We start from the raw sequence: 22,281 nt of genomic DNA, 5'->3' as shown, positions 1-22,281 counted from the left end.
TTATCTGTATCTAGAGAAAGGACAGCGACATGTCTGAAGGTATTCTACAAGACTTAGATCCATTAGAAACTCAAGAATGGGTAGATTCACTGCAAGCCGTATTAGAGCAAGAAGGCCCTGAACGTGCACATTATCTACTTGAACAATTAATCGATAAAGCGCGCCGCAATGGTACACATTTACCATATAAAGCGACCACTGCTTATTTGAATACGATTCCATCTGGCCAAGAGCCACATATGCCTGGTAATCAGGAAATGGAACGCCGCATTCGTGCTATCGTTCGTTGGAATGCACTTGCAATGGTATTACGTGGTTCTAAGAAAGATTTAGAGCTAGGTGGTCACATTTCAAGTTTTGCTTCTAGTGCGACTATTTATGATGTGTGTTTTAACCACTTCTTCCGCGCTCCAAATGAAAAAGACGGCGGCGATTTAGTTTATTATCAAGGGCATATTGCACCGGGTATTTATTCTCGTTCTTTCCTTGAAGGCCGCATCACTGAAGACCAAATGAATAATTTCCGTCAAGAAGTTGATGGTAAAGGTTTGTCTTCATACCCGCATCCCAAGTTAATGCCTGATTACTGGCAGTTCCCGACAGTATCTATGGGCTTAGGTCCTATTCAAGCGATTTATCAAGCACGTTTCCTTAAGTATTTGACTGACCGTGGTATTAAAGATTGCTCTGAGCAAACGGTTTACTGTTTCTTAGGTGATGGTGAGTGTGATGAGCCTGAAACATTAGGTGCAATCGGGCTTGCAGCTCGTGAAGAATTAGATAATTTATGTTTTATTGTTAACTGTAACTTACAGCGTCTTGATGGCCCTGTACGTGGTAACGGTAAGATTATCCAAGAGCTTGAAGGCGAGTTCCGCGGCGCAGGATGGGAAGCTGTTAAAGTGATTTGGGGGCGCTACTGGGATCCATTACTTGCACGTGATACTAGCGGCAAGTTATTACAGTTAATGGAAGAAACCGTAGATGGTGAGTACCAGAACTGTAAAGCTAAAGGTGGCGCGTACACTCGTGAGCATTTCTTTGGCAAATACCCTGAAACTGCTGAAATGGTGGCTAACATGTCAGATGATGACATTTGGCGTTTAAACCGTGGTGGCCATGATCCAGTTAAGATTTATGCTGCGCTGCAACATGCTAAAAACACTAAAGGCCGTCCTACAGTAATCCTTGCTAAAACAGTTAAAGGTTACGGAATGGGCGATGCGGGCGAAGGTAAAAACATTGCCCATAACGTGAAGAAAATGGGCATTGAATCGCTTAAATACTTCCGCGATCGTTTTAATATCCCGATTAGCGATGATCAGTTAGAAGACATTCCTTACTATCATCCAGGTGCTGATTCTGAAGAAGTTAAATACTTAAAAGAGCGCCGTGCTGCCCTTCATGGTGCTATGCCAAAGCGTCTTGAAAAGTTCTCTAAAGATATTGAAGTGCCGCCATTAAAGATCTTTGATTCAGTACTTAAAGGCTCAAATGGTCGTGAAATCTCAAGCACTATGTCATTTGTGCGTATTTTAACGGCATTGCTTAAAGACAAGAAAATCGGCAAGCAAATCGTACCGATCATTCCTGATGAAGCGCGTACCTTTGGTATGGAAGGTTTATTCCGTCAAGTGGGTATTTACGCTCATGAAGGGCAAAAATACGAGCCACAAGATTCTGATCAAGTTGCTTACTACCGTGAAGATAAAACCGGTCAAGTATTGCAAGAAGGGATTAACGAGTTAGGTGCAATGTCATCTTGGGTTGCTGCGGCAACCAGTTACTCAGTTAACGATACCCCAATGATCCCGTTCTACATCTACTACTCAATGTTTGGTTTCCAACGTATTGGTGACATGGCATGGGCTGCTGGTGATATGCGTGCTCGCGGCTTTATGGTCGGTGGTACTTCAGGTCGCACAACCCTAAACGGTGAAGGCTTGCAGCATCAAGATGGTCATAGCCATGTATTAGCTAACACGATTCCTAACTGTATTTCTTATGACCCGACTTATGGTTATGAAATCGCAGTGATTGTACAAGACGGTATTCGCCGCATGTATGGCGAGCAAGAAGACGTGTTCTACTACTTGACTACCATGAACGAAAACTATGAGCAGCTTGCGATGCCAGAAGGCAGCGAAGAAGGTATCGTTAAAGGTATTTATAAGCTTGAAACTCTTAAAGGTTCAGGTAAAGGCTCTGTACAGTTAATGGGTAGCGGCACGATTTTAGAGCAAGTACGTAAAGCGGCTGTGGCATTATCGAAAGACTTCGGTATTACTGCTGACGTTTACAGCGTGACTAGCTTCAATGAGCTAACCCGTGATGGTCAGGCTGCAGAGCGTTACAACATGCTGCACCCAACTGAAACGCCTAAAGTGCCTTATATTTCTGAAGTGTTATCAAGTGATGCGCCAGCTATTGTAGCAACGGATTACATGAAGATTTATGGTGAGCAATTACGTGCTTACATTCCAACTGATTATAAAGTACTAGGTACTGACGGCTTTGGCCGCAGTGATAGCCGTGAAAACTTACGTCACCATTTTGAAGTTGACGCTAAGTTCATTGTTATCGCGTCATTAAAAGCCCTTGTTGACCGTAAAGAGTTACCTGTAGAAGTGCTAACGAAAGCTATCACTGAATACGGTATCGACGTTGATAAGATCAATCCACAGTTCGCATAGGGAGAAACAAAATGGCTGAATTACAAGAAGTTTTGGTTCCTAACCTTGATACTGATGCTGTGCAGGTTATTGAGATCTGTGCTGAGATTGGTGAAGTGCTTGAAAAAGAAGCATCAATCATCACAGTTGAAACGGATAAAGCGACTATGGATATTCCAGCACCCTTTGCTGGGAAATTAGTTGAACTGAAAGTGGCTGTGGGCGATAGCGTTTCTGAAGGCTCGCTAATTGCGGTACTTTCTGTAGAAGCGGCTGGCGATGCGCCAGCGCCTGCAGCTGAAGTGGCTGCACCGGTAGCGGCGCCTGTTCAAGCCGCTGCTGCTCAAACCGCGGCTCCAGTAGCAGAAGCGCCAGCAACCGTTGCGGGTGGCACTGAAGTTATTGAAGTGCATGTGCCTGATATTGGTGATGCTGATAATGTTGATATTATCGAAGTGTTAGTGAGTGTGGGTGAAACCATTGAAGCTGACACAGGGCTTATTACCTTAGAAACTGATAAAGCAACCATGGAAGTGCCTGCGCCAACCGCAGGTGTGGTGAAAGAACTTAAAGTGAACGTTGGCGACAAGGTTTCACAAGGCTCTTTAGTGCTGATGCTTGAAGTAGGCACTAGTGCTAGTGCGCCTGTTGCTGAAGCAGTATCAGCGCCTGCAGCAAGCTCTGATCCTGCAACATCGGTTGTTGAAGTTAAAGAAGTTGCAGTACCAGATATTGGTGATGCCTCTGATGTAGATGTGATTGAAGTGCTAGTTGCTGTTGGCGATATGCTTGACGTGGATACAGGTTTAATTACCTTAGAAACCGATAAAGCCACCATGGAAGTACCAGCGCCATTTGCCGGAAAACTGGTTGGTTTAACGGTTAATGTTGGCGATAAAGTATCTCAAGGTAGCATTATTGCTATGGTTGAGACGCAATCAACCGCACCTGCAGCTCCATTGCAAGCCGCTCCGGCAGCTAGTGCTCCTGCAGTTACTGCAGCAACACCAGCACCAGTTACCGCTGCGCCAGCAAGTAAGCCGCCTGTGCCGCATCATCCAAGTGCTGGTAGCCAACCTAAAACCGGTGCTGTACATGCATCACCTGCAGTTCGCCGCTTAGCGCGCGAATTTGGCGCTGATTTAACCCAAGTGAAAGGCTCTGGCCGTAAAGGACGTATTCTGAAAGAAGACGTTCAAGCCTTCATTAAATATGAACTTAGCCGACCTAAAGCGAGTGCTGCCACAGCGGTTGCTGGTGGCGCGGGTGGCTTGAATGTGATTGCAGCGCCTAAAGTTGATTTCAGTAAGTTTGGTGAAGTGGAAGAAGTGCCATTAAGCCGTATCCAGAAAATCTCTGGGCCTAACTTGCATCGTAACTGGGTGACGATTCCACATGTGACTCAATTTGATGAAGCTGATATCACTGAATTAGAAGCATTCCGTAAACAACAAAATACACTTGCAGCTAAGAAGAAAGCGGATTACAAAATTACTCCGTTAGTATTTATGATGAAAGCCGTGGCGAAAACACTGGCTGAATTCCCTGTATTTAACTCAAGTTTAAGCCCTGATGGCGAGTCGTTAATCCAGAAGAAATATTTCCATATTGGTGTAGCGGTTGATACGCCAAACGGATTAATGGTGCCAGTGGTTCGTGATGTCGATAAGAAAGGCATTGTAGAGCTTTCTCGTGAGTTAACGGATATTTCAATTCGTGCCCGTGATGGCAAGCTGAAGTCAGCAGACATGCAAGGTAGCTGTTTTACTATCTCTAGTTTAGGTGGCATTGGTGGTACAGCATTTACCCCAATCGTTAACTATCCTGATGTGGCTATTCTTGGGGTATCAAAATCAGAAATGAAGCCGAAGTGGAATGGCACTGATTTTGAACCTAAGTTGATGTTGCCACTATCGTTATCATACGACCACCGTGTGATTGATGGGGCAATGGCTGCCAGATTTAGCGTGACATTATCAAGCATTCTTAGCGATATTCGTACGCTAATTTTGTAAACAAAAAGGCTGCTCATATTGAGCGGCCTTTTTATTCTTATCACTAGGATTGTGATCAGTATCAAACAAAGGGTAAAATGCGGCCACCTTACAAGATTTGACCACATTTTGCAGTTTGGACGGTTTTTCCGCCAACGATAGATAAAATAGAGGAAAACATGAGTAACGAAATCAAAACTCAGGTAGTAGTACTAGGTGCCGGCCCAGCAGGTTATTCAGCAGCTTTCCGCGCTGCAGATTTAGGTCTAGAGACTGTGATTGTAGAACGTTTTAGCACCCTTGGTGGTGTATGTTTGAACGTGGGTTGTATCCCATCAAAAGCACTTTTACACGTCTCTAAAGTCATTGAAGAAGCTAAAGCCGTTGCCGATCACGGTGTTGTTTTTGGTGAGCCTAAAATTGATTTAGACAAGTTACGCGGCTTTAAAGAAAAAGTAGTAGGTCAACTGACTGGCGGTTTAGGCGGAATGTCTAAAATGCGTAAAGTTGATGTGGTAAATGGTTTAGGTAAATTCACTAGCCCAAATACAATGGAAGTGACAGCTGAAGATGGCACTGTAACAGTGGTTAACTTTGACAATGCCATTATTGCAGCGGGTTCTCGTCCAATTAAACTGCCATTTATCCCACATGAAGACCCACGTATTTGGGATTCAACTGATGCTTTAGAACTGAAAGAAGTTCCTGAAAAGTTATTAGTGATGGGCGGCGGTATTATCGGCCTAGAAATGGGTACGGTTTACTCGTCTTTAGGTAGCCAAATTGACGTAGTTGAAATGTTCGACCAAGTTATTCCTGCTGCTGATAAAGATATCGTTCGAATTTATACTAAAAAGATTAAGAAGAAGTTTAACTTAATCTTAGAAACCAAAGTAACTGCAGTTGAAGCGAAAGAAGACGGCATTTATGTTTCTATGGAAGGTAAGAAAGCCCCATCTGAGCCAGTTCGTTACGACGCAGTATTAGTTGCTATTGGTCGTACACCAAACGGAAAAGGCCTAGACGCTGAAAAAGCTGGCGTAAATGTAGATGAGCGTGGCTTTATCAATGTTGATAAGCAAATGCGTACTAACGTACCTAATATCTTCGCTATCGGTGATATCGTTGGCCAACCAATGCTTGCGCACAAAGGTGTGCATGAAGGTCATGTTGCTGCTGAAGTTATTTCTGGTCTTAAGCACTTCTTTGACCCTAAAGTTATTCCTTCAATTGCATACACAGACCCTGAAGTCGCGTGGGTTGGTCTTACTGAGAAAGAAGCCAAAGAGCAGGGCGTAGCCTATGAAACGGCATCATTCCCATGGGCTGCAAGTGGCCGCGCAATTGCTTCTGATGCAAGTGACGGTATGACCAAGCTCATCTTCGATAAAGAAACTCATCGCGTTATCGGTGGTGCTATCGTTGGTGTTAATGGCGGTGAATTACTTGGCGAAATCGGCCTAGCAATTGAAATGGGTTGTGATGCTGAAGATTTAGCCTTAACCATCCATGCTCACCCAACGTTACATGAATCTGTAGGTCTTGCGGCTGAAGTTTATGAAGGTTCAATTACTGATTTGCCAAACCCGAAGGCAAAAAAGAAAAAGTAACATGTAGCTATTTGTAGCAATTTGTATCAAAGCACCTTTCGAGGTGCTTTTTTTTGCTCTAAATTTACTTTTAGGTGATATATTCAAATATTGTATTAAATTTAATTGTTTTTGTTGTTGCAGGCATAAAGCCATATAGGTTCACATAGAAGCGCTTAGCATAATAAAATCAATAAAAGAGTAACCCAGTCATAATGATAAAAGGAATTAAATCGTTTCTCACCTTGGTCGTTCTTACCCTTAGTTGCAGCTTTCCAAGCGTGGCTGACGATCTTGTCCAACGTTTATTTAATATCAAAGATGGCCTGGTTAATTACACTATCAATGACATTGCATTTGATGATTATGGCTATGTTTGGCTGGCAACTGAGCAGGGAGTATTTCGTGTTAGCGATACTGTTACCCGCCGCATTGATCAACCTGATAGTGATAATGCATTAGCTGCAGAAAACATTCATCTTATCGCTAAGGTGACTTCTCAGCGCCTTCTAGTCGCTTCTGGCACATCGCTTTACCTCTACGATATTAAACTCAATCGTTTTTCAGATGACATTATTGCCGGCCTCATAACTAGTGATGATTCTATTGTTGACGAAACACGTCTAGATAATGGTAACTTAATTCTGCTTACCCGTTTAGGTCAGGTGCTTGAGTTTGATGTGAATTCATTGTCAATCTCAGCGCTAACAGCCCAAGAATTGGATAAGACATTGCAATGGAATAGTGTTAATCAGCTAAGTGATGGCCGCTATATTTACTCATCCGCCTATGAAGTTGTGATAAAAAATGCCTGGGGCGAATTGATAAAACAAGTTAAGCGACCTATAGATAATATGTTGATTAAAAAGCTATTTGTAGATGCTGAACAGCGTATTTGGATCTTAAGTAACAAAGGCTTATATGAGCTAACCCTTCAAAGCTATCGGATGACTGCTACCACTGCGCTTCCTTTTGATATTCGTGGCGCGGTTGAAGGTAGTCGTGGTCATTTGTGGCTTAATACCAGAAGTGGGCTATTTTCATGGGATAAGCAATCATCGAAGGCAATTTCATATAAAGAGGAATTAAAAAATGATGCTGACGTTGATTATATCGACGATATGGCTGTTGATGACGATGGTTTAATTTGGCTTGGCGGCGCAGGCGAAGGTTTAGCGTTACTGGCAATAGCTCCTGAATTTTTATTGGAAAGTTTCACTCGTTCATCAACTTATCAAATTGAAGATGACATGATTTGGAGTATTTATGCCGAGCAAGATAAAGTTTGGCTCGGCGGTGATGGTGGCTTGACCATTGTTGATAAATCAACCAAGACTTCAAAATATCTTATCCCTGCAGGCTTTGAAGCGAGAGATTCAATTTACGGCGTTAATGAGCTTGATAATCAGCATATTGTGGTAACAACAACCAGTGGACTGTTTGTCATTAATAAACAAACTGATCAGCAAGTTGATTTTAGCCATTTTGCTGCATCAAGTGACTCGCTAAAAGGTAAATTGTTATTTAACTCCTATGCAGACCCACTGTTTAGCGGCAGGGTTTGGTGGGGAGCAGATAATGATGTTTATTATTGGCAGCCAGGGTTAGACAATATCGTCACTGTGTCACCGACAGAGCATATTCTTCTATCCCACTCAGTGAACATTCGAAGTTTTTTCCGTGAAAATCATGATCGTCTGTGGATCGGTGGCGCAGGTCTATTTGGCTATATAGATAGCAATAATAATGTCACTTCATTAAACGCAGCGTTAGGCATTAACCACAAGGATATTATGATTACTAATATCCACCAAGTTGATAATACAACCCTGTGGTTAGGGACTCGCCAAAATGGGGTCATTGTTTTTGACACCCAAACCCATGAGATTTCATCCATGAGTGACTATTGGCATGTTGATTGCCCGACGATTTACTTTATCGAGCAAACTGAAAAAGATCATTTGGTTGGCTGCAGCTCTTCGGTCATTAGACAAAATAAACAGACAAAAGCCATTGATGTATTTTTTACTAGCGATGGATTTATTGGTAATGAGTTTAATGAGTCAGCAGCTTATTATGACCCTAATGCAGGCTTATATATTGGCGGCCCTAATGGGGCGATGTTAGTTGATATTGATAAGCTTGCACCTCGAGTAAGTAATGATGATATCGCCCTTGAGTCCATTGCGATTTACTATGAGGACAATACAGAGTATCACTTGATACCTGAATCCTTTAACTTAGTGCGCCCTGGGGCTAACTTAATCAGTTTTCAAATAACCACTTTCGACTACGTGAATGAAACGCCAATCAGCTTAAAGTACCGTTTGCTTCATGAGCATAATAGCTTAGATAGCCAGTATATTTATCTGCAAGGCCAAACTCAGATTAATATTGCTGACTTAAAAGCGGGTAAATATACCCTAGAGCTATTGCATAAACAGCATGGGGTGTGGGCAAGCAGTCCGTTTCAATTTAGTTTTAAGGTTGAACAATTTTGGTGGGCGTCACAGTGGTTTAAAGCCTTAGTGCTTTTTGCCATTCTTTTTGGGGTATTTACCTCTTTATGGCTTCGTAAAAAACAAATAAACCGTGTTATTGGTATTAATCAGGCATTAAGGGAAAGTGAAGACAAATTACGTCAATCACTGCGCGGTAGCGATTCAGATTTATGGGAGTGGCAAGCTAGCACTAACCAAATCCAATTTGATAATAAATCGGGTCTGTTGGGTGAGAGAAGAAAGTTATCTTATCTCGTGCCTGATATACCGATTGTTGCCGCCGATAAAGATAACCTCCAGCAGCAATGGCGAGCTTTGTTAAAGGGCGATAAAGAAACCATTGATGTAGAATTTAGGTATCACCGTGGTGAAGAGGCTATTGGTTGGCTGCGCATCAGAGGCCGCGCAGTTACCCGCAATCAGACTACAGGGCAATTAGAGCAAGTTGCCGGTATTTATACTGAGGTGTCTGAGCAACGTGAGCTTCAAAATGAAATTGATTTGTTTGCCAAGGCATTTGAAAACACCTCAGAAGGCATGTTAATTCTTGATAGTCGCAAGCGGGTGAAATTACTAAATACCGCAGCTACAACTATCTTTATCAGCAAGCATGAAGCACTTGATGGAAGGGGGTTTGAGTCATTATTGTATGTGGATCATGGCTCCAAAAATATCGATGATTTATTGCAAAATAGCCGCTCATGGAATGGCGAGTTAAGCTTTAAACGGGGGAATAATGAACATTTTCCTGTTTGGGCTAATATCTCTAAAATGTCTGATAAGCGCGATATCTCACAGCACTATGTGGTGGTGTTTTCAGATATAACCCAGCGCAAACAATACGAGTCTAATTTACGGCACTTAGCCAATAATGACGTGCTTACAGGCCTTGCTAATCGAGCGATGTTTACTCGTCAGTTACAACAGATTATTGAGCAAGCTAGCCACACTAATGAAAAGTTAGCATTATTGTTTTTGGATTTAGATCGCTTTAAGCACGTCAATGACTCTTATGGTCATAGCATGGGGGATGCTTTACTCGTTGAAGCGGCTCAACGCTTAAAAAATAGTGTTGGTGATGATCATCTGGTTTGCCGTTTTGGTGGTGATGAGTTTGTCATATTGGTTCGAAATGCTGATTCTATTGATCAGATAAATTTGATTGCTGAGCAAATTTTACAAAGGTTTGCTACGCCGTTTAAATTATTTGGCCGTGAGTTTTTTGTTTCAACCAGTATTGGTATCAGCATGTGGCCTGAAGATAGCCAAGATTCTGAAACCTTAATTAAAAATGCTGATTTAGCCATGTATCACGCCAAAGAAGAAGGCCGAGGTAACTTTCAATATTACTCTGCTGAGCGCAATGCTGAAGCGCAATATCATTTGAAAATTGAAGCTGACTTACGTAGCGCCATCGAAAATAACGACTTTGAGCTTTATTACCAACCTCAGGTAGACATACTCCAAGGTGATAAATTTGTAGGGATGGAAGCGCTGCTCCGCTGGCGTCACCCTATCGAGGGCTTTATTCGGCCAGATATCTTTATCAAGGTGGCTGAATCTTGTGGATTAATTATTGATATAGATCGCTGGGTGCTGCGCCAAGCCTGTCTCGATGGTGCAAGATGGCATGCCCTTTACGACCAGCCTTTTCAGCTGTCAGTCAATGTGTCTGCAGTGCAGTTTAGACAAGTTGATTTTATTGAGAATTTAAAAGCGACCTTAGCCGATACTGGTATGCCGGCAAAGTGCCTTGCTATGGAAATTACCGAAGGGGTGTTGATGAAAGAGCTGCAGGTGGCAAGATCGCATTTAACCCAGCTTAAGCAGCTTGGTATTGAGGTGGCCATCGATGATTTTGGCACCGGTTATTCATCACTGGCGTATTTAAGAAGCTTTGAGGTGAATACCTTAAAAATCGATCGCTCCTTCTTAATTGATATTGCTACTAATGAAGCTGATCAAGCCATTGTGAGCAGTATTATTGAACTGGCAAGAAACCTAAAATTACAGGTGGTCGCAGAAGGGATAGAGTCTCACGCACAAATGGAGCAAGTTTTTAGCCGAGGTTGTTATATCATCCAAGGGTATTTCTTTGCCAAACCTATGCCAAAGGCTGAGCTGGATAAGTTTATCGGGATTAGGAAAAAGCTGTAATAAAGCGAAGTTCGCATGGTTAACAGTAAGTTATAAAGGTTTTATTCATGTGAGTTTTCTCTGTTAGAATGACGCGGTAGATCATGATTAAAGATAGGATGCTTTATATGGGCCGTAAGATTGCACTGCTGTTACTACTCAGTTTATTTTCACACAACTTAATGGCTAAAGAACGCCAGTCAGTGGGATTAGTATTAAGTGGTGGCGGCGCAAAAGGCGCGGCGCATATTGGGGTGCTTAAGGTGTTAGAGCAGCATCGCATTCCGGTTGATTATATTACTGGTACCAGTATCGGCTCCTACGTCGGCGGCATGTATGCCTTAGGTTATAGCGCCGCAGAAATCGAACACATTATGCTTAACTCCCCTTGGGCTGATGGCTACTCAGATACCATTCCTCGAGAAGTACTTACTTACCGCGATAAACAACACCGCGACAAATTTAATATCCCCATTAACGTAGGTTATAAAGATGGCGGCTTAGCCGTCCCCAGTGGCTTATTACTTGGCCAAACCATGTCGCAACTATTACGTTCATCAACTGATGTGGTAGAGCAATTTGGCGATTTTGATGATCTAGCTATTCCTTATCGCGCTGTGGCAACTGATCTAGTTACTAGTCATGCAGTGGTATTAGCTCAAGGCAGTATCGTTAAAGCCATGCAAGCCTCTGCAACGGTACCCGGGGCATTACAACCGGCTGAAATAGACGGCAAGCTACTGGTTGATGGTGGCATCTCAAATAACATGCCTGTCGATGTCATTAAAGCCATGGGCGCAGATGTGGTCATTGCCATTGATATTGGCTCACCATTGGCCAGCAAAGAGCAACTTAATGGCACGATTGCGGTGTTGGAGCAGCTTTCAACCATTTTGACCAAAGCCACCACAGAGCATCAAAAAACATTATTAACCGATGATGATGTGCTGATCCGTCCTGCGATTGATGACATGAGCACCACTGACTTTGATATCATGCCTGACGCATTAGCTGCCGGCACAGTGGCGGGCGAAGCAGCGCTGCCAATGTTGACACATTTAAGTGTCAGCGCTGAAGAATATCAGGCCTATCAAGACAATAAACAACGCGCCAAATTACTACTAGTTAATCAAGTTAACCGCCCAGTGATTAAGATTGTATTTGATAATCAATCTAGAGTGAGTGAAAGCCTGTTAGATGAAGAGTTAGCTCTTAAAAAAGGCACAGTGATCACCAAAGAAGCCTTAGACGAGGGCATAAAACGGCTTTATTCCCTTAATAAGTTTCAGCGTGTTGATGCCGAGTTTGAAGACACAGAAGCTGGACGCATATTAACAGTGACCACCCATGCCAAATCCTGGGGACCAAATTATTTTGACGCCGGTTTTAACTGGGAAGATGACTTTACCTTAGATTCAGCCATTACCCTTAGTCTGGCTTATACCATGGGTGAGCTGACTGATAATGGCGGTGAGTGGCGTAACGAAGTTCAGTTAGGTTACGACAAGCGAGTTAGCTCAGAATTTTATCAGCCATTAGACAGAGACCAAGACTTCTACATTCGTTCTAAATACGAATTCGAGATCAAAAACTGGGATTATTATGATGATAACAACCGAGTCTTTGAGCTTAAAAACACCCTAAATCAATTGGCATTTGGAGTGGGTTATAACTATTCCCACGCTGGATTAATTGAGATTGGCGCAGTGGGTGAAATAGGTGATTTAAGTAATAAAGCCGTTTCTGCCCAAGATCTTGAATATGGCTCTTATGGCGGCTATTTTTCCTTTAGTTTTGACACCTTAAATAGCATTAGTTTCCCTACAGAAGGGCAGCGGTTAACGTTTACGGCCTCGGTAAGAAATGAAGATTATAAAGGCGCGGTTATTAATGACTCTGATGAACTATCTTGGCAGTTTGAAGCGGATTGGAAAGGGGCGCTTAAGCTAGGTAACCATGCCATTGTAGGTAAAGTCGCTTTAGCCACCGTTGATGTGGACCGTGATTTTACTTTACATGTTGCAGAGCTCGGTGGCTTTTTAAATCTGTCCGGTTTTCATAAAGGCGCATTGGCAGGTGCCCATAAAGCCTTTGGCGCCTTGATTTATCAATATGATTTAGGCCGAGATGTGTTACTCAGTGATGTGCCGTTATACATAGGTACTAGCTTTGAAGCGGGTAATGTGTGGACTAATCGTGATGCAGTGGACTTTGATGACCTTATCTATGCAGGTAGCTTATATTTAGGCACTGATACCAGCTGGGGTCCTGCCGCACTTGGCTTTGGTTTGACAGATACTGGCGAGCAATCGTTTTACTTATTTTTAGGTAAAAACTTTTAATTGTTCAGTTTGAATATAAAAAGCTGCCGTATCTTTAGATAAGGCAGCTTTTTTTATGGCAGATGTTAGCAAGACACTACTACTAGATATTTTCAATCAATGATTTAAGCTGACCTAAATGTGCTAGCTGGTGGTGAGCCACTTGCCAGCGAGACTGACCGGCGAATTCAGTCGCAGGGATTGCCACCGTTTGCATGCTTGCCGCTCTTGCTGCGATCAGGCCATTAAATGAGTCTTCAATAGCTAAGCACGTTGCAGGCTCAACGCCTAAGGCCGTGGCACAATTTACATAAACCTCAGGGTGGGGTTTGCCATATTGCAGCTTTTCGGCAGAGGCTATGGCCTCAAAATAATCCCTAATAGCCAGTTTATTCATTACTGCAGCAATTAAGTCACTGGACGATGAGGTAGCTAAGCCAATTTTTAGCCCTTGCTGCTGACAAGCTTGTAATGCTGCCACTACCCCCTGCATCGGCTTGCCTTCAGTTTCAATAAAGTGAATAACCCCATCAATAATTTGTTGGGAAACCGCTTGATTATCATACTCAGGCCAAGGGTATTTTTGATACCAATAGTGGACCAGAAGATCAATTCTCATGCCGGTGGTTTTTTCGGCATCAGCAAGAGTGATAGGCACGCCCAATTGACTTAATACTGCCACCTCGACTCGTTGCCAAGCGGGCTCGGTATCAATAATGACCCCATCCATATCAAAAATAACCGCGTTAATTTTTATCAATGTCATAATAGTCCTGTTTACTATTTTGAATATCTAAGCAATAAGGTTGAATAAGTATGTTGGTGGGTGCAAGTGATTAATATTAGCCAAATAACTATGCCTAACAGTCAAAATAATTGCAAAAAAATAGCGACAATTTGCTGAAGTAGACTCGGTTAAGTTTAAATTGTATGTATTATTTAATATATTGAATTAAATCATTTTTTATAATGTTTTAAACTATCGTCTAATTTTATTTGTTTAAAGTGAGCTGTAAATTAGCCATCGAACTCAAAATTCAGATAGATTTCGCCTCCGATAGAGTGTGATCTAATTCATACTTTTGCAAACCTGTAGTATACTACGGGTCGGATTTCAAGCCCGAACCTGTGGAATGGTCATTCTCTATATTGAATGACGTTCAGTTTCGCTGTTAGGCGCAATAACAAAGAGGAATGTTGCCGTGCTAGAAGCATATCGTAAACACGTCGCAGAACGTGCTGCAGAGGGTGTTGTCCCTAAGCCATTAGATGCACAACAAGTGGCTGAATTAGTGAAGTTAGTTGAGATGCCGCCTGCTGGTGAAGAGGCCGTGATTCTTGACTTATTAGAGAATCGTATTCCCCCAGGTGTTGATGAAGCTGCCTACGTAAAAGCAGCATTCTTAGATGCAGTGGCTCAAGGCACTGTATCGTCACCCATCTTTTCAGCTGAGCGTGCTACCGAGCTATTAGGTACCATGCAGGGCGGTTACAACATTGAACCGCTTATCGCTCAATTAGATAATGATGCACTTGCGCCAATCGCGGTTACTGCGTTATCAAACACCTTGTTGATGTTTGATGCCTACCACGACGTGGTAGAAAAAATGCAAAAAGGTAATGCTTTTGCTAAGCAAGTTGTTGAGTCTTGGGCCGAAGCAGAATGGTTCTTAAACCGTCCTAAATTAGCTGAAAAGATCACCTTGACCGTATTTAAAGTATCAGGCGAGACAAACACAGATGACTTGTCTCCGGCTCCTGATGCATGGTCTCGTCCAGACATCCCATTACATGCTTTAGCGATGCTGAAAAATGCCCGTGACGGTATTGTACCTGATGTTGCTGGCACTGTTGGTCCAGTTAAAGAAATCGAAGCCCTTAAAGGCAAAGGTTACCCGCTTGTTTATGTGGGTGATGTTGTTGGTACCGGTTCTTCACGTAAATCAGCGACTAACTCAGTACTATGGTTCATGGGCGATGATATCCCTTATGCGCCAAACAAGCGTGCTGGTGGTTTCTGCTTAGGTGGTAAAATTGCCCCTATCTTTTTCAACACCATGGAAGATGCAGGCGCGCTACCAATCGAGCTTAACGTCGACAAGATGAACATGGGCGATGTTATCGACATCTATCCATACGAAGGCGTCGTTAAGCGTAACGGTAGCGATGAAGTTATCTCTACGTTCGAGCTAAAAACCGAGGTACTGCTTGATGAAGTACGTGCTGGTGGCCGTATTCCATTGATCATTGGCCGCGGGTTAACTGACCGTGCCCGTGAAACATTAGGCCTTGCGGCTTCTGAAGTGTTTGTTCGCCCACAAGATGTGGTTGCAACCAATAAAGGCTTTACGCTGGCACAAAAAATGGTTGGTAAAGCATGTGGTGTTAAAGGTATTCGCCCAGGTCAATACTGCGAACCTAAAATGACTTCAGTTGGTTCACAAGACACCACAGGCCCAATGACCCGTGACGAACTGAAAGATTTAGCATGTTTAGGCTTTAGCGCCGATTTAACCATGCAGTCTTTCTGTCACACTGCGGCTTATCCTAAACCTATCGATGTGAACACTCACCACACCTTACCTGATTTCATCATGAATCGTGGCGGTGTTGCACTGCGTCCAGGTGACGGGGTTATTCACTCTTGGTTAAACCGTATGTTACTACCTGATACCGTTGGTACTGGTGGTGATTCACATACCCGTTTCCCAATCGGTATTTCATTCCCAGCCGGTTCTGGCCTAGTAGCATTTGCTGCTGCAACAGGTGTTATGCCTCTTGATATGCCTGAATCAATTTTGGTGCGCTTTAAAGGTGAAATGCAACCAGGTATCACCTTACGTGACCTAGTTCATTCTATCCCGCTTAAAGCCATTGAAATGGGTCTGTTAACGGTAGAGAAGAAAGGCAAAATTAACGCTTTCTCTGGCCGCGTATTAGAAATTGAAGGTCTTGAGCAACTTAAAGTTGAACAAGCATTCGAATTATCTGATGCATCAGCAGAACGAAGTGCTGCAGGTTGTACGATTAAGCTAGATAAAGAGCCAATCATTGAATACCTAAACTCTAACATCGTGATGTTGAAGTGGATGATTTCTGAAGGTTATGGTGACCGCCGTACCATCGAGCGTCGTATTACAGCGATGCAAGAGTGGTTAGCAAACCCAGAGCTAATGGAAGCAGATGCAGATGCTGAATATGCTGAAATTATTGAAATCGATTTGAACGATATCAAAGAGCCAATTCTTTGTGCGCCAAACGATCCAGATGATGCGGTATTACTATCATCAGTTGCAGAAACAAAAATTGACGAAGTGTTCGTTGGTTCTTGTATGACTAACATTGGTCATTTCCGCGCAACCGGTAAAATGCTAGAGAAGTTTGCCACGACCTTGCCGACTCGCTTATGGATTGCACCGCCAACTAAGATGGATAAAGACCAGTTAACTGAAGAAGGTTACTACGCGATCTTTGGCCGTGTTGGTGCGCGTATCGAAATCCCAGGTTGTTCACTGTGTATGGGTAACCAAGCACGTGTTGCTGAAGGTGCGACCGTTGTTTCAACGTCAACGCGTAACTTCCCTAACCGTTTAGGTACAGGTGCAAATGTGTACTTAGCTTCAGCTGAGTTAGCAGCAGTAGCGGCATTATTAGGCCGTCTACCGTCACCTGGAGAGTACCAAGACTACGCCAAAGAATTAGATGCTACAGCGTCTGATACTTACCGTTACTTGAACTTTGATCAAATTGATTCTTACACTAAGAAAGCTGACAGCGTGATTTTCCAAACTGCGCTTTAATCTTTAAAAAGATGACTGACGTTTAAAAGCGTCAACTGAAAAATGCCAGCGATTAAGCTGGCATTTTTAATGGGCGAGATAAATTACTTTTGTATATTTCGCCAACCTTCAATTTCAGGTGTTGAGAGCAAATAGGAGTGAAAAGTCAGAATTCCAATGGTTCTTCTTATGCGTTCAGCCCAAATTAAGCCAGCAATGAAACCTAGAAATAGTGAAAGATATAAGGTTGAAAACATGCCTTCTAAGCCAAGCATATCTAAAATGAATAAGTTGATAATGGCACCAATTGCCATGGGTTATATCACTATTTGAAAGTATAGCCATCCGACAAGAAGGTATCCTTGAGCATACATATACCATTCTAGAGGTTTGAATAAATTGATTTTTGACATGGGGTCACTCTTGCTTGAGAAAACTCTGTTAATAATTAACGCCTAACTTAAAGGGTTTTCGTATATAAGCTATTGATAATAATATACTACATTTTAATATTTTGGTTCAAAGAGTTTATCAAGATAATCAAGTTCGCCCAGAACTCTCGTTAGAAACGTGTCATTTTTGATAAAATATTACTTAGCCAGCTGGGACTATGATTTATAAATAATTCAAGTAAGGTGATCAGTTTCACTTTATTAAGCTGATACTGAAATGTCCAAACTGCGTTTGGAAAAAGTCGTGGGTTATCCACCCACACCCGACCAAGAGGGGAAACAACAGCAATCCCCCTCTTTGATCACCCATGCTTGTGATGATAGATTGGAATATCGATATTTTGATTGAATTATATGGAGTCAATTAAAATGTAATTTAAAATTAATGTTGCGATCATTACTTGAGACACTTTGATTTATTGTTGTAGTCTGTTAACATTTTGTAATTACATGGAATTAAATCGGTTTTCAAGGATGATTAGAGTGTTTTTTACACTTTTGGGTATTTTGCTTTTTGTTTTATGCAGCTCAGCTTCAGCTAGAGTAGTGTATGTTTTTAATTCCCCATTAGACATAACACGTTATTACACAACTCAAATAGTAGGCGAGCAAAATAACGCTAGATTTGAATTAATCGAATTTGATTCTAATCAAGTGCTTTTGTCTCACCGCATTCTATTGAATCCACCACTAGATATCAGTTGCCTTGATAATACCTTATCAAACCCTAATACAGGTTTCGCATACAAATATACAATAACTGGCCAAACCCTAGAAAGTTGTTCAATTAGCCCAACCGCTGTAGCCTCGACTTATATCGATGCAAGTGAATTAGCTCTTGAGGCTAGTGTCATGATTTCTAAAATCCATTCGGATATTTTACCAGATCACCAATTACTCGGTCATATTCTATTTGATCGAGTGTTTCAACTTACTTCATTAAAAAAATTCAGGGTTTTACTTCCTGGAATTGCAAATCAGTTACAGGAAAACATAAACAGCTGATTGTTAATGAGGGAAATCATACTTTTCAAATATTGTTACTATCTAAAAGGAAATAGAATGAAGCAGTTTAGTTTTAGTAAAAGCGCTTTATGTATAGGCTTAGCGCTAGGGTCTACATCGGCAATGGCAGCTAATAGTTGGCTCTCAAGGGTTAACACTGAATCAGAAAATTATGAGGCGAAAGTTTTAGTTGCTTCACAGCTGCAAGCTGTTCAGCAAAAAAGTAATAGCTCTGCCAAAGCTGTATTTGATATTACAGTTTCTTTGCATAACAACCCTGAAGGCTCTGATCAACAACAGTATGAAGAAATATTAGGAAATTTTGCTGATGGTATATGTGAACAATCTAACGGTGAACATAAGTTAGGCAAGGTCAGTATCTTTAGAGAGAACAAGCATCGATCTAAGTCAGATATTATTTGGGGCGCAAGAGAGTGGCCTAGAGCTAATGCATCAGGTTTTGGTGCAAATGGTATGCACATCTGGTTTGGTGATGTATTTCCTAATGGTACTGGGCCAGGTACTGATTATGATATGTTAAGCAACCCTGTTGGTGCTGGCTATACCCTTGCTCATGAGTGGGGCCACTATGCATATGGATTATTCGATGAATATAAAGGCAACTCTGCAACAGGGATTAGCAGTAGAACATTAAGCACAGATATTGCTACGGACTCAATTATGAGTAATCAATGGCAAGCTGTGAATGGTGAAATGAAATGGCTGAATCATTCAACTGCGAGCGTTATTGGTAACCACAGCAGAACAGCACAAGGTCGAGTTTATGGTAAAAGTGCTTGGGAAGTTTTACTTCAAGATACCAAAAATGACCCTAAGTCTGGTCGTAAAACAGCGCAACCAAATCGAACTCGTTTTACCACTCTCGCCAACAACGCACCTGACTTAGCAACCCCTTTAAAAGAAGAGTTGCCAGGTTTGCAAGCGACCTGTAGAGAGCAACTTAACTTTGTCTGGGTTGAGGGTGATATTGATATGCAGGTCGTGATAGATCGCTCAGGGAGCATGTCCGGCTCTCCAATTAATAACGCGAAACAAGCAGCTATAACTTTAGTTGATGCAGTTGCTGAAGGCACCACAGCAATGGGGTTGGTATCGTTTTCTAGCACAGCGACCCAAGATTTCCCTATACAAATAATTCCAAATGCAGATACAACCGTTAAACCCGCATTGAAAAATACAATTGACGCAATTCGTTCAACAGGAAGTACAGCTTTATTTGATGGTAGCCAACTTGCGTTAACTAATTTAAATAATTATCAAAATACTTCCGGTAGTGGCGCACCAGGAGTGGTATTTTTGCTAGCAGATGGTGATGATAACAGTTCTAGATTTAGTGAATCTGAAGTTATAGTTGAATATCAGCAAGCAAATGTGCCTATTTTTAGTTTTGGTTATGGCTCTGCATCTCCAACTGGACCACTGCTAACATTAGCCAATTCAACAGGTGGCAAGTACTTTTCATCTCCAACAACCTTGGCTGAAATTACTGATGCTTTTTTGCAAGCTAATGCTGTTGCAACAGACAACCAAAACATTGTCTCGTCATCTATGAACATTGCAAATGGTAGCAGTGTTGTAAAAGAAATACATATTGATTCAGGGTTAGATAATATCAATATCTTTATTAACCATAATGGTAACCCTGATGAGATTTTACTAAAACTTATCGATGCTAATGATGCAGAGGTGTCTGGTATAGATTTTGCCTGTACTCAGGTGTCATCGACTCAATCTTGTAATGTTAATATCCCTAATAGCATTATTGCGTCGCTAGGGCATGGGCAATGGAAGCTAGAAGTTTTAAATAATCAAACAAATTATCCTGTAGACGTAACAGTTAATGTAATTGGGGAGCCAAGTTTACAAGGTAGCTATACTGTTTCTGTAGAAGGTTTTGCTGGGAATGCCGTGACTTATCCTAATCCGATGATTTTAACAACGGCATTAACCAAGGATAAATTGATTACTGGTGCCAACGTCATTGCTACGATAATCGATCCTGCACAAAGAGAAACTACTTTATCGATGCTTGATGATGGTTTAGCGGGGGATGCAGTTGCTGGTGATGGTATTTATTCAGCTATTGCACCATATAGCCTTAATGGTATACATCAAGTTGAGGTAAATGTTAATAATGCAGACAGTAAAGCTCAATATACAAGTACTGGGTTATTGACCCCTACACTCGATGGTTCTGAACCAGAAGAGGAAGCTTTACCTACTATTGATGAAAACTTTGTTCGTATTACCAAAACTTCCTTAGTGGTGTCAGATATTCCTTATTCTGATGGCGATGACAGTTATTTTTATTCAACTTCTCTTGAAGCTGATAATACTGGTATAGATGGCATGATCGATCTGGCGGGAGATGTTGATTTTTATGTTGTTGAAAATATAGATACGACTAAAGACATGGTAGTACGTGTATCTGACTTTAGTTTAGATATGCTGCCATCATTAGCTATTTATAAATCTGATGGATTAACCATTATTACTGAAGGCATCACTGTAGTAAGCAATCCATCATCAACGGATTATTTATATTTCAAAATAGCTTCAGCAGACTTAGAAGCAAAGATATATGTCTCTGTTAGTCATGAAGATTCAGCGGCAACTTTTGGAGGTTATATAGTTAGTGCTGGTGAGCCACTAAACACAGATGTACCGCCAAATTATGCGCCTGAAGTTAATGATGATGTTACTATGGTTTGGGTCGGTCAGACAGTATCAATCTCTCCGTTAGAGAATGACACAGATTTAGATGGAGACACGTTAGTTATTGATAGTGTAGATACGTCATCTTTAAGAGGGGGAGTAACGTTAGTAGGCGAAACATTAACTTATGATCCAGGTTCAGCTTTTGATAGTGAAGCTGAAGGTGCAAGGTTAATCGACAGCTTGACTTATACAGTCACTGACAATAAGGGGGCCTTTGTAGAGGGTAAAATAGACATTACAGTTAAAGTTAATACCTCTCCTGATGCAAACCCAGATAGCGTTTCAGTGGATGAGGATAAGACAGTAACGATAAGCCCTTTATTAAATGATGCTGATGCCGATGGTCATAGCTTTACATTGACGAACACTCAATCTCCTTCTGATGGTGTATTAGTCGATAATGGTGATGGCAGTTTAACCTATGATCCTAATGGCCAGTTCTCTAGCTTGATTAAAGGTGAAACCGCAACTGAATTATTTACTTATTCAATTACTGATGAACTAGGCGCTGTAAGTACTGGAGATATAACAATTAATATTGTTGGTATTAACACTGCCCCAGAAGCTATTGCGGATGTTGCTGAAACAACTAAAGGCGCTGATGTACAAATTAACCTTATTGCTAACGATTCGGACGCAGACGCTGATGATTTATCGGTGATCAAAATTGATAGCTCAGAGCTTAAAGGTTTAGTAACTAATAATGACGATGGTACTGTAACCTACAGCCCTAATGGTCAATTTAGTGAGTTGTACCAAGGCGAATCAGCAACAGAAATATTCAGTTATACAGTTTCTGATGGTGAAGAAGAGGCTGCAGCACAAGTGACAGTCACTATTAATGGAGAAGGGACTAAACCTATTCCTGATGTTGAACCTGAAAAAGAAAAGTCATCAGGTGGTAGCATGTCATGGCTATTATTGTTGTTGACGCCTCTGGTGTTCAATAGACGTAAACCTAAATAAACGTTAGTTTTACTAGTAATAATGGACCAGTTTTCTGGTCCATTATTTAGTCTCTAAAACAGTCAGGAAGGCTTGATAAGAGCAGTTTAAATATTTTGCAGTTACGTAATAAATAGAGTAAAAATTA

10 protein-coding genes are annotated in these 22,281 nt (G+C 41.7%); 8 read left to right on the top strand and 2 right to left on the bottom strand.

Going from position 1 to position 22,281, the window contains the following annotated elements:
- Positions 1–29: 29 nt before the first annotated feature.
- The 5 genes from aceE to BCU57_RS14905 all read left to right on the top strand — a co-directional run bounded on the left by aceE (position 30) and on the right by BCU57_RS14905 (position 13,234).
- The gene (aceE, locus tag BCU57_RS14925; RefSeq protein WP_102440031.1) at positions 30–2,693 is read left to right on the top strand and encodes a pyruvate dehydrogenase (acetyl-transferring), homodimeric type; all 2,664 of its coding nucleotides are present in this window, start codon (positions 30–32) and stop codon (positions 2,691–2,693) included.
- 11 nt (positions 2,694–2,704) lie between these two features.
- Positions 2,705–4,687 (top strand): dihydrolipoyllysine-residue acetyltransferase, encoded by a 1,983-nt coding sequence (gene aceF, locus BCU57_RS14920; RefSeq protein WP_102440030.1) that lies wholly within the window; start codon positions 2,705–2,707, stop codon positions 4,685–4,687.
- Between the two features lie 158 nt (positions 4,688–4,845).
- On the top strand, positions 4,846–6,276 hold the full coding sequence (lpdA, locus tag BCU57_RS14915; RefSeq protein ID WP_102440029.1) for a dihydrolipoyl dehydrogenase: 1,431 nt from the start codon (positions 4,846–4,848) through the stop codon (positions 6,274–6,276).
- A 194-nt stretch (positions 6,277–6,470) separates the two neighbouring features.
- Entirely contained in the window at positions 6,471–10,913 is a 4,443-nt protein-coding gene (locus BCU57_RS14910; RefSeq protein ID WP_102440028.1) for an EAL domain-containing protein, read from the top strand.
- Between the two features lie 107 nt (positions 10,914–11,020).
- On the top strand, positions 11,021–13,234 hold the full coding sequence (locus BCU57_RS14905; RefSeq protein WP_102440027.1) for a patatin-like phospholipase family protein: 2,214 nt from the start codon (positions 11,021–11,023) through the stop codon (positions 13,232–13,234).
- Between the two features lie 82 nt (positions 13,235–13,316).
- On the opposite strand, the gene hxpB is transcribed toward BCU57_RS14905, so the two are convergent.
- Positions 13,317–13,979, bottom strand: coding sequence for a hexitol phosphatase HxpB (gene hxpB, locus BCU57_RS14900; RefSeq protein ID WP_102440026.1), 663 nt, complete (start codon positions 13,977–13,979; stop codon positions 13,317–13,319).
- Positions 13,980–14,415: 436 nt separating this feature from the next.
- Here hxpB and acnB point away from each other — a divergent pair, with 436 nt between their 5' ends.
- Positions 14,416–17,013 (top strand): bifunctional aconitate hydratase 2/2-methylisocitrate dehydratase, encoded by a 2,598-nt coding sequence (acnB, locus tag BCU57_RS14895; RefSeq protein ID WP_102440025.1) that lies wholly within the window; start codon positions 14,416–14,418, stop codon positions 17,011–17,013.
- An 83-nt stretch (positions 17,014–17,096) separates the two neighbouring features.
- On the opposite strand, the gene BCU57_RS14890 is transcribed toward acnB, so the two are convergent.
- Positions 17,097–17,306, bottom strand: coding sequence for a hypothetical protein (locus BCU57_RS14890; protein WP_102440024.1), 210 nt, complete (start codon positions 17,304–17,306; stop codon positions 17,097–17,099).
- A 621-nt stretch (positions 17,307–17,927) separates the two neighbouring features.
- Between BCU57_RS14890 and BCU57_RS14885 the strand changes: the two genes are divergently transcribed.
- Both BCU57_RS14885 and BCU57_RS14880 read left to right on the top strand, forming a co-directional pair.
- On the top strand, positions 17,928–18,449 hold the full coding sequence (locus BCU57_RS14885; protein WP_102440023.1) for a hypothetical protein: 522 nt from the start codon (positions 17,928–17,930) through the stop codon (positions 18,447–18,449).
- Positions 18,450–18,506: 57 nt separating this feature from the next.
- Entirely contained in the window at positions 18,507–22,154 is a 3,648-nt protein-coding gene (locus BCU57_RS14880; RefSeq protein WP_102440022.1) for an Ig-like domain-containing protein, read from the top strand.
- Positions 22,155–22,281 lie beyond the last annotated feature (127 nt).

The sequence above is a fragment of the Shewanella sp. 10N.286.48.B5 genome (assembly GCF_002874355.2).
GTDB lineage: Bacteria > Pseudomonadota > Gammaproteobacteria > Enterobacterales > Shewanellaceae > Shewanella.
The sequence above is the reverse complement of the archived record's forward strand: the minus strand, read 5'-3'. Positions and strand labels throughout refer to the sequence as shown.